The sequence below is a fragment of the Proteinivorax hydrogeniformans genome (assembly GCF_040515995.1).
In the GTDB taxonomy this organism is placed as follows: domain Bacteria; phylum Bacillota; class Proteinivoracia; order Proteinivoracales; family Proteinivoracaceae; genus Proteinivorax; species Proteinivorax hydrogeniformans.
Map to the genome: position 1 here is coordinate 2,439,998 of NZ_CP159485.1, position 12,971 is coordinate 2,452,968.

Genomic DNA, 12,971 nt, shown 5'->3' on the forward strand with positions numbered 1-12,971 from the left:
CTTTCTACTTACCTCTTAGTGTTTAAAATGTCTCATTTTTGTTAGTATCATTGTTATTCCATGTTTTTTGCAGGCTTCTATCGACAGGTGATCATTTTTAGAGCCGCCTGGTTGTAGAATGTATTTAATATTGTAATTTGCTGCTGCGTTTACTACATCTTCAAAAGGGAAGAAAGCGTCTGAAGCTAAAATCTCTCCACCACCATTTTCTTTGGCTTGCTCTAAAGCTTTGTAGGCGGCATCGATTCTCTTTGTGGCCCCGCATCCTAATCCGACGGTGGCTGTCCCTTTTATTACTGCTATTGCATTTGATTTTACATGTTTTACTGATTTGTAAGCAAATAGGATTTCTTCCATTTTATCTTTCGGTAGATCACCACAGGCTACCTTGATATCCTCAGTTAAAAATTTGCTTTGATTTTTACTTTGTCTTAGCAGTCCACCGTTTATGGACTTAAATTCCCAACTTGCCTCTTCTTTACTCATATCAACTTCTAGTAACCTTAGGTTCTTTTTCTTTTTTAGAACTTCCAAGGCTTCTTTGGTAAAACTTGGAGCAATCACTATTTCTAAAAAGATTTGATTCATTTCTTTAGCTGTATCCTCATCTACTTTTGTATTTACCGCTACAATCCCACCAAAGATCGACTTTTCATCACATTTTCGTGCCTTTATAAAAGCGTCCTTTAGGTTTTCAGCTTGACCAATACCACATGGAGTTGCGTGCTTTACAGCTACCACAGCTGGTTTTTCAGTCCCAAACTCCACCACTGCATTTAGCGCAGCGTCTGCATCGTTATAGTTGTTGTATGAAAGTTCTTTTCCGTTAAGTTTATTTGCATTTATAAGGGATACCGACTTGTCGTTGGGGTTAGAGAATACATCTGCCTGTTGGTGAGGGTTTTCGCCATATCTTAAGGCATCTTTTTTCTTTGCTAAGATGCTTAGATATTCTCCTTGAGATAGGTATTCAGTTATAGCACCATCATACTTGGCGGTATGACTAAAAGCTTTTACTGCAAGCTTCTTTCTCAGCTCTGTTGACACGTCGTCCTCATTTTTAAGCTCATCTAAAACGAGGTTGTAGTCTTGTGTATCTACTAACACCACACACTTTTTGTAATTTTTAGCAGCAGCTCTTACCATTGTTGGTCCGCCTATATCAATGTTTTCTAAGGCTGTGTCTAAGTCGGTATCTTTCGATTTAATTACCTCTGTAAAGGGGTATAAATTAACTGCCACCAAATCAATTCTCTTTATATCCAGCTTATCAAGCTCAGCTTGATGAGCAGTACTTTCCTTTGCCAAAATGCCCCCATGAATCTTAGGGTGCAACGTTTTTACCCTGCCGTCTAGTATTTCAGGAGATCCCGTCACCTTTTCCACAGGGGTTACCTCCACGCCATTTTCCTCTAAAAATTTAGCGGTATTTCCGGTAGAAACTATCTCTACTCCCATCTGTTGTAAGCTTTTAGCTAGCTTTTCTGCTCCTTCTTTATCCCACAGTGAGATTAGCGCTCTTTTTATCTTCACTTTTTCTCCTCCTCTACGTATACCGTTCGATTTTTTATGGTTATTTTATCGTCACAAAGAAGTTTTACAACTTGTGGGTAAAGCTTATGTTCTTTGGTTTGAATTTTAGCAAGTAAGCTTTCTGCACAATCATTTTCACTTACGCTTACAGACTCCTGAGCTATTATTGGACCGTGGTCAAGTTTGTCATCTACAAAGTGCATTGTACAACCTGTAACCTTAACACCGTAGTTTAATGCCTGCTGTACAGCATTTAAACCAGGAAAAGCTGGTAGCAAGGAAGGGTGTACGTTTATAATTTGGTTAGGGTATCTATCCACCACTTCTTTTTTTAAGATACGCATAAAGCCAGCCAATAAAATGTAGTTAGGGCTGACCTTTGCTAAAATTTTTATAAGTTCTTCGGTAAAGTCCCTAGTTTTAAGTTTAAAAACTGGGATATTGTGCTTTTTGGCTATCTCTTCTGCCCCGCACGTTTTATCCACAATCAGCGCGGATATTCTTCCGTTTATTTCATCTTTTTTTACATGGTCTAGTATCGTGGCAAAATTACTACCTTTTCCCGACGCCATTACCACTAGTTTCTTCATTTCAAAATCACTTTCTTGCTACCGTCTATAAGTTTTCCTACACAGCTAGCACTATGTCCTGCAGCATCGATTAACTCTAAGGCTTTGTCCGCTTCATCTTGTGGAACAACTACAACATAACCTACACCCATGTTAAATGTGGTGTACATTTCTTGATCATCTATTTTACCTAAACTTTGCATCTTTTTAAATATTTTAGGAGTATCAATTTTTTCTGTATAAATTTCACAACTTAAACCTTCTGGCAGCACTCTAGGAATGTTATTAAAAATTCCACCTCCGGTTATATGCGCCATGGCCTTAACCTCTAACTCGTCTATAAGCTTTTGTGCAACGGGAACATAAATTTCTGTAGGAGTTAATATATCATCTATGTCTTCTTCAAGCTCAGGATAATGCTCTATTAACTTTCTCACTAGAGAAAAGCCATTGGAGTGGATACCGTTTGAAGCTATGCCGATAACTACATCCCCTGCTTTACACTTTGAGCCATCTATAATATTGTCTTTTTCAACAACACCCACTGAAAAGCCAGCCACATCATATTTTGATGGTGCATAAAATCCTGGCATTTCTGCTGTTTCCCCACCTACAAGGGCCATCTCGCTCTTTTTACAGGCAGATGTAATACCCTCTAAAAGTTGTTTAACTGTACCAGGTTCTAGCTTGCCTACAGCTAAATAATCTAAGAAAAACAGGGGTTTGGCCCCACAGGTAATTATATCGTTTACACACATGGCAACTACATCTTGACCGACCACCGAGTGGGCATTGTACTTAATGGCAAGTTCTAGCTTGGTACCAACACCATCGGTTCCAGATACTAAGATAGGCTGTTTGTACTTTGAGGTGTCTAGCTGAAACATCCCCCCAAATCCGCCTAAACCACCTACCACGCCTTCTGTAGTTGTAGATTTTGCTAGGTCTGAGTAAGTGTCCACCATCTTATCTGCTTTTTCTATATCTACTCCTGATGATTTGTAATTAAATTTCATTTGCAGCACCCCATTTTCACTGGATAGTTGCCGGTAAAGCATGCGTCACAAAGACCATCATCTACTCCTATTCCCTCTAGTAGCTGCTTTGGTGTCAAAAAGGCTAAGCTGTCTGCTTTTATCGCTTTAGTCATTTCTTTTAAGCTGTTATTTGCAGCTAGTAGCTCTCCTTGAGAGGAGGTGTCGATGCCTAAATGACAAGGATGAGTTACTGGCGGAGCTGATATCCGGACATGCACCTCTTTGGCACCACCTTGCTTTAGCATTTCTACAATTTTGCGGCTGGTGGTACCCCTTACTATAGAATCATCTACCATGATAACTCTTTTTCCTTTTATTACGCTATTTATAACATTTAACTTTAGGTTAACGCCGGCTATTCTACCTTCTTGACTAGGTTTTATAAATGTCCTGCCGACATATCTGTTGCGGATAAGAGCTGATTCATAAGGGATACCTAACCCTTCCGCTAGGCCGGCTGCAGCAGATAATGAAGAATCCGGCACACCTGTGACAATATCCCCTTCTGCCGGATGGTACTTTGCCAAGACCTTGCCTAGGTTTTTGCGTACAGCGTGAACGTTTTTGCCCATAAAATCACTGTCAGGGCGAGAGAAGTAGATATATTCAAAAGAACAAAAAGCCCTTTTTTTGCTATATAAGATGTTATCCCACTGCAGACCCTCAGATGAGATAGTTAGCATTTCGCCTGGCTCGATTTCTCGCACCATCTTAGCCCCAACTATATCTAATGCACAGCTTTCAGAAGCTACTATATATTCATTACCTCGTTTACCTAACACAAGGGGCCTAATTCCCAAAGGATCACGGATGGCGATTAGCTTATCCTCTGTCATCAGTAAAAGTGAATAAGCTCCCCTTACTTGACCTAAGGCGGAAGTAATTGCGCCTTCTAGGTCATCACTACTTGCCCGTGAAAGCAGGTGTGCGATCACTTCGCTATCGTTTGTGCTATGAAATATAGACCCTTGCTGCTCTAACTGATGACGTAGCGTGCTTGCATTTACTAGGTTGCCATTATGGGCTAAAGCTGCCTGACCAAGTTTACATTTAAATAGTAGGGGTTGGCAGTTTTCTATACTGCCTCCCCCTGACGTTGAGTATCGCACATGCCCTATACCTAAGTGGCCCTTATATTCATTACTTTTAAAATCTTTAAAAACTTCATCAACTAAACCTATTCCTTTGTGACTTTTAATGTTTTTACCGTCACTTACCACGATTCCCGCACTTTCTTGCCCTCTATGCTGCAAGGAAATAAGTCCATAATAAAGAGAGGATGCTACATCTTTTGCGCCAAATATGCCGAAAACTCCACACTCCTCCGGCATTCTGTCTAAATTATCCTTCACTGTCCATCACTCCCTGCAGATAGTTATTGTAAAGTTTCGCAAGCTGAGCTATTTCTAAAGAAACTATCTGGCTATCATAGTTATTTACCATAACTTTGTCACCTACTGTTTTGCCTATCTTTCTCACAGCTACAGGTTCCATATGTTTTTCAAACTGCTCTTTGTCTTTAGGAGAAACAGTTACTAAATAACCTCCGTGCTCACCATAAAGCGTTCCATTTAAATCATCAGCTTTTAGATTAAGCTCAGCTCCAATTTGTCCTTTTACACTGCTTTTCATTACTGCTACTGCCAGGCCACCTTGTGAGATGTCTACAGCAGATTTAACAAGTGGTTTGTTTATAGCAGAAATTAGCTTTTTAGAAATCTGTTTTTCCTGCTCTAAATTAGGCTTATCAACTTCTCCCTCCACCTTATCATTTGTAATGTTTTGGGCTAAGCTACCGCTTAAGTTGTAATTGATATCTCCAATTAAATAAATAAGATGATTATCACCTTTAAAGGCTGAAGTTACAGTTTTTTCTACGTCTTCAGTGATTCCAACCATTCCTACAACTGGTGTCGGCAGAATTTTATGAGTTGGTCCTTCGTTATACAGACTTACATTACCGCCTACCACAGGTGTGTCTAGCACCTTAGTAGCTTCTGCCATTCCCTTAACCACGTTGGAGTAAACCCAATAGTTTTCACTGTCTTCGGGATTTGGAAAGTTAAGACAATCAGTTACAGCTGCTGGTGTTATACCTGTAGCTGTTAGGTTACGATAGGCCTCTAACACTACATTCATGCCACCATTATATGGAGATAGGTACGGATATTGAGGATTACAATCGGTAGTTACTCCAATGCCTTTGTTTGTTTCTTTTATACGAAATACTCCGGCGTTTTGCCCAGGAGATAATACCGTGTTGGTACCTACATGCTGATCATACTGTTGATATACCCATTTTTTCGAAGCTACGTTAGGATGTGATATCATCTCTGTCCACATACTATTATGATTAAGCTCACCTAAACTAGCTGGGGTTTTAGGCATCTCTTCGATATATTTAGGTTTTTTAGCTTCCGGCTTTCTTACAGGAACGCCCTCTGTTATGGACTTTGCTGGAATTTTTCCTTCAAGCCTACCTTTGTGATACATAGAAATAATTCCGTCCTCCGTTACCTCACCAATTATGCTGGCGGATAGGTCCCACTTCTCAAAAGCTCTTTTTACTTCTTCAGCCCCTTCGGGCTTAACTACATAAAGCATACGTTCTTGAGATTCAGAAAGCATTATTTCTGTGGCGTTCATGTGCTGCTCTCTTAAATGAACATTATCTAGGTTAATCTTCATTCCTGTACCGCTTCTTTCTGCCATTTCACAGCAGGCAGAAGTTAGTCCAGCAGCACCTAAGTCCTGTACACCTACTATATTTTCATTATCTATAAGCTCAAGACAAGCTTCTAGCAAAAGCTTTTCCATAAATGGATCTCCCACCTGAACTTGTGGACGACTACTTTCAGTGTCCTCTTCTAGATCTGCAGATGCAAAGGAGGCCCCTGCTATACCATCTCTACCGGTGCTTGCACCTACTAGCATGACAAGATTTTTAGGTCCTTTTGCAGTTCCTTTTTTAATTTTGTCTAAATCGACAAGACCAAGACACATAGCATTAACCAAGGGATTTTGCTGATAGCTTTCATCAAAGTAAACTTCACCACCAACGTTAGCTATGCCAAGACAGTTTCCATAGTGAGAAATTCCGCTTACCACTCCATCTAGAAGATACTGAGTTCTAGGACTTTTGATATCTCCAAAACGGAGAGAGTTTAAAATAGCTACAGGTCTTGCACCCATAGAGAATATATCTCTAACAATACCTCCAACTCCTGTTGCTGCTCCTTGGAATGGTTCAACTGCTGAAGGATGGTTATGACTTTCAATTTTGAAAGCAAGGCCTTTGTTATCTCCGATATCTATAATACCTGCATTTTCACCAGGTCCTTGAACTACTTTATCCCCTTCTGTGGGAAAGTGCTTTAATAGGGGTTTTGAATGTTTATATGAACAGTGCTCGCTCCACAGCACACCGTACATATTTAACTCTAAGTCGTTTGGTTTACGCCCTAAGTGCTCGCAAATTGTGTTGTATTCATGCTCTGTAAGTCCTACGCTTTGCCATACATTATCCATTTTGCTGCCCCCTCCCCTGATGGTGACTGATTATAGATTGGAAAATTTTAACCCCATCTTCTCCGCCTAGGATGCTATCTACTGCACGCTCTGGGTGTGGCATCATACCCATGACATTTCCTTTTTCGTTTTTTACCCCTGCAATACCGTATGACGAACCATTGGGGTTGTCGTTATAGGTAAATAAGATTTGGTTGTTTTTTTTGATTTCTTCATACTTCGACTCAGGCACATAATAGTTTCCATCTCCATGGGCTATAGGTAGGCTAATGCTTTCATCTTGCTGGTACTGGTTTGTAAATACTGTTTTATTGTTGACTACCTTAAGGGATTGCTCTTTGCAAATAAACTTGGTGCTTTTATTTTTCATTAAAGCTCCAGGAAGCAAGCCGCTTTCTACTAAGATTTGAAAACCGTTGCAAATACCTACTACAATACCATCATCTTCTGCAAACTTTTTAACAGCTTCCATAATGGGGGAAAATCTTGCGATGGCACCGCTTCGTAGATAATCACCGTACGAAAAACCTCCAGGAAGTATTATACAGTCTACATCCTTTGGCAAATCAGTATCTTTATGCCATATAAGCTGACAGCTATGTCCTAAGCTTTCCACAGCATACTGTGCATCTTTGTCGCAATTTGAACCAGGAAAAACCACCACACCAAAATTCATGGCTACTCCTCCTCCACAGTATATTCGTAGTCCTCTATAGCTGGATTAGCCAACAGCTTTTGGCAAATTTCATCTAACTCTTTATTTGCTTGATCTTTACTTGCACAATCTAACTTTAGAAAAAACTCTTTTCTTTGCTCAACCTCTTGTACGCTGTCGTAACCAAGACTTTTTACAGCTCTGTGTATTGCCTGAGCTTGAGGGTCTAAAATACCATTTCTATACTGAACAGTTACTTTGCCGTTATACATTAGTTAAGCCTCCCTTTGATTCTGTCGTATATTTCGGTGTATTTATCCATTACAGAGCCTTTGTCTTGTCTAAAAATATCTTTATCTAAACTCTCCAAGGTTTCTTTATCCCAAAGACGACAGGTATCAGGGGAAATCTCATCAGATAAAATTAACTTCCCATCGTTTGTCACACCAAACTCCAATTTATAATCAACAAGCACCACGTTTATATCATCGAAAAGCTGCTTTAATATCTCATTAACCTTTAGTGATATTTCTTCCATTTTTTCTACTTGCTGCTCAGTTGCTAGGTTCATTAGCTTAATATGCTCTTTATTTATAAGGGGGTCTTTTAAGTCGTCATTTTTATAGAAAAACTCCACTAAAGGAAAAGGCATTTCCATCTTCTGCTCAAGACCTAAACGCCTGCAAATGCTACCAGCAGCATAGTTTCTAATAACCACTTCTACCGGTAAAATTTCCACCTTTTTAACTAGCATTTCGTTATCAGAAATTTGCTTAACAAAGTGATTGTCTACGTTCTGCTCTTTAAGGTAGTCAAATAACAATGCTGAAATTTTGTTGTTTAATTTTCCTTTGTCCTGTTCGCTGCCTACCTTGTCTCCATCACCAGCTGTAAGTGCATCGGTATATTCTAGCCACAAAATATCCTTGTCATCTGTATAATAAACCTTTTTAGCTTTCCCTCTGTATAACTCTTCTAATTTTTTCACTTAAAAAACCTCCCTAAAATTTTTTATATATTTAACTTGGTAAATATATTGTCTACTTCTTTTGCGCAAAAACTTAGATCAAAAATTCCTTCTAAGTCTTCCTTGCTTATCTTTTCTGATAAGCTTTGATCAGCCATAAGCAGTTCTTTAAAGTCAGTTTTTTGTTCCCAAGCCTGCATTGCATATTTTTGAACTAAGTCGTAAGCTTCTTCTCTTTTTAAGCCTTTTTGAACTAAAGATAATAGTACGCGACCTGAGAAGGTCAAGTTGTAGCTTTTAGCTATATTCTCAGCCATGTTTTCTGGATACACATGTAAATCTGAAATTATTCTAGTTAGCTTAGCTAACATATAATCCACTAAAATAGTGCTATCTGGGACAATTACCCTTTCAACGGAAGAGTGAGAAATATCTCTTTCATGCCATAGCGCTTGGTTTTCCATAGCAGCTATAGAGTTGCTTCTTACTACTCTTGCTAAACCACAAAGTTGCTCGCAGTTAACAGGATTTCTTTTATGTGGCATTGCTGATGAACCCTTTTGTCCTGCATAGAAAGGTTCTTCAACCTCCCTGGTTTCTGTTTTTTGTAAGCTTCTTATTTCCAAGGCAATCTTTTCTATGCTACCAGCAACTATAGCTAAGGTAGTTAAGTACTGGGCGTGTCTATCTCTTTGAAGAACTTGAGTGGAAATAGGAGAAGGATTTAAGCCAAGTTCTTTACAAACTAGCTGTTCAACTTCTGGAGCTATGTTACCGTAAGTCCCTACTGCTCCGGAGAGCTTTCCGTATCTCATGTTTTCCAGTGCATGATCAAGTCTTTCTAGGTTGCGCTCCATTTCTGAATACCAAAGGGCAAATTTAAGTCCTAAAGTTGTAGGCTCAGCATGAACACCGTGGGTCCTACCCATCATCACAGTATATTTGAATTCATTTGCTTTCTCTTTTAAAGCTTCCATCAGTTTTCTAAGCTCTGCTACAATCATATCGCCAGCTTCAACCATAAGCATCGCCATCGCTGTATCAACGACATCTGACGAAGTTAAACCATAATGGACGTATTTAGATTCCTCACCTAAGCTTTCTGCAACACATCTGGTAAAAGCTATTACGTCATGGCGAGTATCCTTTTCAATCTCTAAAATCCTATCAACAGAAAAGCTAGCATTTTTTTCGATTTTTTCTACATCTTCTTTTGGGATAACACCTAGTTTAGTCCAAGCTTTGCAAGCGGCTATTTCCACATCCAACCACTTCTGAAACTTATTTTCTAAGCTCCAGATTTTAGCCATCTTTTCTCTTGAATACCTTTCAATCATTAAAGTTCCTCCTCTAAAATCTTGTCTAGTTTTTCTTGTTTTATTTTAACTTTATCCTGCATTTCTTCTTTAAGGAGGGTTAATTTCACAGCTACTTTGTTGTCAAACCCTGCGATTATTTGTCCGGCAAGGATAGCAGCGTTTTTGCTTCCGTCTATTGCCACTGTTGCAACAGGAACCCCTGGTGGCATTTGAGCTATAGAATAAAGAGCGTCTTGTCCTGCCAATGACCCTGCAGAGATTGGAACACCTATTACCGGTAAGGTTGTAAAAGCTGCCATTACTCCTGGTAGATGTGCTGCTAATCCAGCTGCTGCGATTATAGCTGAAAACCCATTATCTTTAGCATTTTTGGAAAGCTTAGCTGCCTGCTCAGGAGTCCTATGAGCAGAACAAATTTTAACCTCTGGAGTTATTCCCAGATCCTTTAATGTAACCACACAATCTTTCATCTTACCCCAGTCACTGTCACTTCCCATTACAATTAATACTTTAGACATCATTAACTACCTCCTAAGTTTTATTATTTTAAATATTCTAGATAAAGTTAATACCCGAGCTAAAGTTAAACTCGGGTATTTACATTGTACTAAATCCTTCTAAAATACTCCAGCTTCAATCATTAGATGTAATATAGAAGCTAGGGCTAGCACATAAATAAACCAGTGTACTTCTTTATATTTTCCGGAAAAAACTTTAACTAGCGGGTAAGCAATAAATCCAACAGAAATACCATGTGCGATACTAAAAGCGAAAGGCATAAAAATTATAGTTAAAAATGCCGGAAACGCCTCCGTAAAATCTTCAAAATCTATATCTTTAACTGCACCCATCATAAGCACCCCAACAATTACAAGAGCAGGGGCTGTTGCTGCACCAGGAACCACTAAAGCTAAAGGTGAAAAGAATATAGCTACTAAAAATAAAAGTCCTGCTACCACAGCTGTTAGACCAGTTCTGCCACCTTCAGTAACTCCGGCAGTACTTTCAACATAGGTTGTTACAGTACTAGTTCCTACCATAGAACCAAAGATTGTTCCTACAGAGTCCACTAACATTGCATTTTTTACCTTAGGAAGGTTGCCATTTTTATCAAGATAGCCAGCTCTTGCACCGGTACCCATTAGTGTGCCCATGGTATCAAATAGATCCACAAAGATAAGTGCAAAGATTGTCATAAAACCAAGCCCAGTAATAGCTCCTCTTATATCTAGCTGAAAAACAATCCCTTCTAGGGTAGGCATAGCGGTAATACCATTTTCTACGCTACCAGAAACGCCCATCGGGAATCCAATTAAAGTAGTGACTACGATTCCGATTAATAGCGCACCTTTTACTTTTAAAGCCATTAAAGCACCAGTTATAATAATACCAATTAAGGCTAATAGTGTAGCAGGTTCTGTTATATCACCTAAAGCTAATAAAGTTGGCTCATAAGAAACAATGATTTCAGCATTTTTAAGACCGATAAATGCAATAAACAAACCTATACCAGCTGAAACAGCTCTTTTAAGAGAAGTAGGTACGGCATGATCGATTTTAGTTATTATTCCAGTTATAGCTAAAACTGCAAAAGCAACACCTGAGATAAACACAGCACCTAGCGCTACTTCCCAGCTAGATTGTCCTGCAATGGTGTAAGCAAAGAAGGCATTAAGCCCCATACCACTAGCTAAGGCAAACGGATAATTAGTGAAAAAGCCCATCAAAATTGTAGTTAGGGCAGCTGCCAAAGCTGTAGCTGTTAACACGGCCTCTTTAGGCATACCAGCATCTGATAAAATATCTGGGTTGACAAACAAAATATAGGCCATAGTCATAAAAGTTGTTAGACCTGCGATTATTTCTGTACTTACGTTAGTTTTTCTTTCCTTTAATTTAAAAATCCTCTCCAACATGTTAAACCCTCCTATTTATAAATAAGTAATAAGAAAACAAAAAAATCCCTGTCGTAAATGACCGGGATTGGAGCACAACATTACTTAAACAAATAACAAACACCATTTGTTAAAACGTAATTTTGCGCTATCCCGTAGTCGGAAAGTTTACGGCTTCCGGTAGAGACTTGTGGACCATATCACCACATTTATACGAGTGCGTATATGCTTTTTTGATGTTTCTAACTATATTTTAAGACACATGACAGATTTCGTCAACGTTTTCAAGAACATTTTTTCCTTTTTTAAATTTAATGTTCGTGTTTTGCTGTTTATGTGTGTAAAATATACTTTAAATGTATGTGTTTATTAAAACATTTTTTTCTCTGTATGTCCACAGGAAAAATTAATAATATAGATACCACCTTTACTTCATATTTTCTTTTATTAATCCTTTGAAGACGTGTCGCTGTAATAGGCAAAAAAATAGAAAGGGTAAGGCGAAAATAGCCTTATCCTTTCTATTTATCAGTTGTTGTGCTTACATTTTTTGAGAGTTTGCAATCGGACGTCTTTTAACGGTTAAACTCTCTATAACAGGAACTAGAGCATTCATGATTAAGATTGAAAATGCAACTCCACCTGTTGATGGAAGGAAAAATCTAAAGATACAGATTAGCACTCCAATGCTTATTCCATACACAATTTTACCACGAAGGTTATCTGGACAAGTAACCCAGTCAGTGGCCATGAAAATTGCACCTAGTAGCACTCCACCTGTTAAAACACTATAAAAAGGATCTTGATTTAAAAACATCGATAGGAAAAATACTGTGGCTATAATGGATACAGGTAGTCGCCACTCAATCTGTCTTTGATACAACAAGTATATTCCTCCAAGTATCAAAGCTAAAGCTGAGACCTCACCAAATGACCCTCCAGGGAAGGCAGCCAATAGGCTTCCGTAGCTTGGCATTTCAACCCCCTGATGCAGCATGGTTAATGGAGTTGCCTGGGTAGCTACATCTACCTCTCCAAATATATGAGGCTCATTTACTCTAAATATCCAACCAAACCCTATAGTGGCTACATATCCAAATAATGCAGGGTTAAACCGGTTCCAGCCTAGGCCCCCCATCAGCTCTTTTGCTAGCCCAACACCAATTACTGCAGCTATAATAGCGCGCCATGCAGTAACCGAAGAAGGTAGCACTAAGGCAATCAACATGCCAGTTACAACTGCACTTAAATCAGATATTTTATTTTCCTTACCTAGTATTTTTCTTATCACACTTTCTGTAATTACAGCCGCTGCTACAGAAACCCCCATAACTATCAGAAAGTTAATCCCATAAAAGTATAGAGATACTAAGCTAACCGGAAGCAAAGCTATAATTACATCTAGCATACTATCTTTTATAGTAATGTTTGCTTTTAGCCTTTTCCGGGGAGAGAAAATACTCATAAT

General features: G+C 38.9%; 12 protein-coding genes and 1 riboswitch. All 12 genes read right to left on the reverse strand.

The window, feature by feature from the left end; genetic code table 11:
* Positions 1–15 precede the first annotated feature (15 nt).
* The 12 genes from purH to PRVXH_RS11785 all read right to left on the reverse strand — a co-directional run bounded on the left by purH (position 16) and on the right by PRVXH_RS11785 (position 12,968).
* Positions 16–1,533: a bifunctional phosphoribosylaminoimidazolecarboxamide formyltransferase/IMP cyclohydrolase gene (gene purH, locus PRVXH_RS11730; protein WP_353892949.1), complete on the reverse strand. Its 1,518-nt coding sequence runs from the start codon at positions 1,531–1,533 to the stop codon at positions 16–18.
* Positions 1,530–2,123: a phosphoribosylglycinamide formyltransferase gene (gene purN, locus PRVXH_RS11735; protein WP_353892950.1), complete on the reverse strand. Its 594-nt coding sequence runs from the start codon at positions 2,121–2,123 to the stop codon at positions 1,530–1,532. The genes purH and purN overlap by 4 nt, the downstream gene beginning before the upstream one ends.
* Positions 2,120–3,118 carry a phosphoribosylformylglycinamidine cyclo-ligase gene (gene purM, locus PRVXH_RS11740; RefSeq protein ID WP_353892951.1) on the reverse strand — a complete coding sequence of 333 codons (999 nt, stop codon included), beginning with the start codon at positions 3,116–3,118 and terminating at the stop codon, positions 2,120–2,122. Before purM ends, purN begins: the two co-directional genes overlap by 4 nt.
* A complete protein-coding gene (gene purF / locus PRVXH_RS11745; RefSeq protein WP_353892952.1) occupies positions 3,115–4,491 on the reverse strand; it encodes an amidophosphoribosyltransferase in 1,377 nt (458 codons plus the stop codon). Before purF ends, purM begins: the two co-directional genes overlap by 4 nt.
* On the reverse strand, positions 4,481–6,667 hold the full coding sequence (gene purL, locus PRVXH_RS11750; protein WP_353892953.1) for a phosphoribosylformylglycinamidine synthase subunit PurL: 2,187 nt from the start codon (positions 6,665–6,667) through the stop codon (positions 4,481–4,483). The genes purF and purL overlap by 11 nt, the downstream gene beginning before the upstream one ends.
* The gene (gene purQ / locus PRVXH_RS11755) at positions 6,660–7,343 is read right to left on the reverse strand and encodes a phosphoribosylformylglycinamidine synthase subunit PurQ (RefSeq protein WP_353892954.1); all 684 of its coding nucleotides are present in this window, start codon (positions 7,341–7,343) and stop codon (positions 6,660–6,662) included. Before purQ ends, purL begins: the two co-directional genes overlap by 8 nt.
* Positions 7,344–7,345: 2 nt before the next feature.
* Positions 7,346–7,594 (reverse strand): phosphoribosylformylglycinamidine synthase subunit PurS, encoded by a 249-nt coding sequence (purS, locus tag PRVXH_RS11760; RefSeq protein ID WP_353892955.1) that lies wholly within the window; start codon positions 7,592–7,594, stop codon positions 7,346–7,348.
* Positions 7,594–8,310 carry a phosphoribosylaminoimidazolesuccinocarboxamide synthase gene (gene purC / locus PRVXH_RS11765; protein WP_353892956.1) on the reverse strand — a complete coding sequence of 239 codons (717 nt, stop codon included), beginning with the start codon at positions 8,308–8,310 and terminating at the stop codon, positions 7,594–7,596. The genes purS and purC overlap by 1 nt, the downstream gene beginning before the upstream one ends.
* A 23-nt stretch (positions 8,311–8,333) precedes the next feature.
* The gene (gene purB / locus PRVXH_RS11770) at positions 8,334–9,626 is read right to left on the reverse strand and encodes an adenylosuccinate lyase (RefSeq protein WP_353892957.1); all 1,293 of its coding nucleotides are present in this window, start codon (positions 9,624–9,626) and stop codon (positions 8,334–8,336) included.
* Entirely contained in the window at positions 9,626–10,129 is a 504-nt protein-coding gene (gene purE / locus PRVXH_RS11775; RefSeq protein ID WP_353892958.1) for a 5-(carboxyamino)imidazole ribonucleotide mutase, read from the reverse strand. Before purE ends, purB begins: the two co-directional genes overlap by 1 nt.
* Positions 10,130–10,225: 96 nt before the next feature.
* Entirely contained in the window at positions 10,226–11,524 is a 1,299-nt protein-coding gene (locus PRVXH_RS11780) for an NCS2 family permease (protein ID WP_353892959.1), read from the reverse strand.
* Between the two features lie 115 nt (positions 11,525–11,639).
* A riboswitch (purine riboswitch) is annotated at positions 11,640–11,740 on the reverse strand.
* Positions 11,741–12,044: 304 nt separating this feature from the next.
* Positions 12,045–12,968 (reverse strand): RnfABCDGE type electron transport complex subunit D, encoded by a 924-nt coding sequence (locus PRVXH_RS11785; RefSeq protein WP_353892960.1) that lies wholly within the window; start codon positions 12,966–12,968, stop codon positions 12,045–12,047.
* Positions 12,969–12,971: the final 3 nt, after the last annotated feature.

What these genes read in the sequence shown, in the direction of transcription:
- purN (WP_353892950.1), bottom strand. Translation starts at nt 2,123, where the DNA reads ATGAAGAAACTAGTGGTAATGGCGTCGGGAAAAGGTAGTAATTTTGCC.
- purM (WP_353892951.1), bottom strand. Translation starts at nt 3,118, where the DNA reads ATGAAATTTAATTACAAATCATCAGGAGTAGATATAGAAAAAGCAGAT.
- purL (WP_353892953.1), bottom strand. Translation starts at nt 6,667, where the DNA reads ATGGATAATGTATGGCAAAGCGTAGGACTTACAGAGCATGAATACAAC.
- purQ (WP_353892954.1), bottom strand. Translation starts at nt 7,343, where the DNA reads ATGAATTTTGGTGTGGTGGTTTTTCCTGGTTCAAATTGCGACAAAGAT.
- purS (WP_353892955.1), bottom strand. Translation starts at nt 7,594, where the DNA reads ATGTATAACGGCAAAGTAACTGTTCAGTATAGAAATGGTATTTTAGAC.
- purB (WP_353892957.1), bottom strand. Translation starts at nt 9,626, where the DNA reads ATGATTGAAAGGTATTCAAGAGAAAAGATGGCTAAAATCTGGAGCTTA.
- purE (WP_353892958.1), bottom strand. Translation starts at nt 10,129, where the DNA reads ATGATGTCTAAAGTATTAATTGTAATGGGAAGTGACAGTGACTGGGGT.
- PRVXH_RS11780 (WP_353892959.1), bottom strand. Translation starts at nt 11,524, where the DNA reads ATGTTGGAGAGGATTTTTAAATTAAAGGAAAGAAAAACTAACGTAAGT.
- PRVXH_RS11785 (WP_353892960.1), bottom strand. Translation starts at nt 12,968, where the DNA reads ATGAGTATTTTCTCTCCCCGGAAAAGGCTAAAAGCAAACATTACTATA.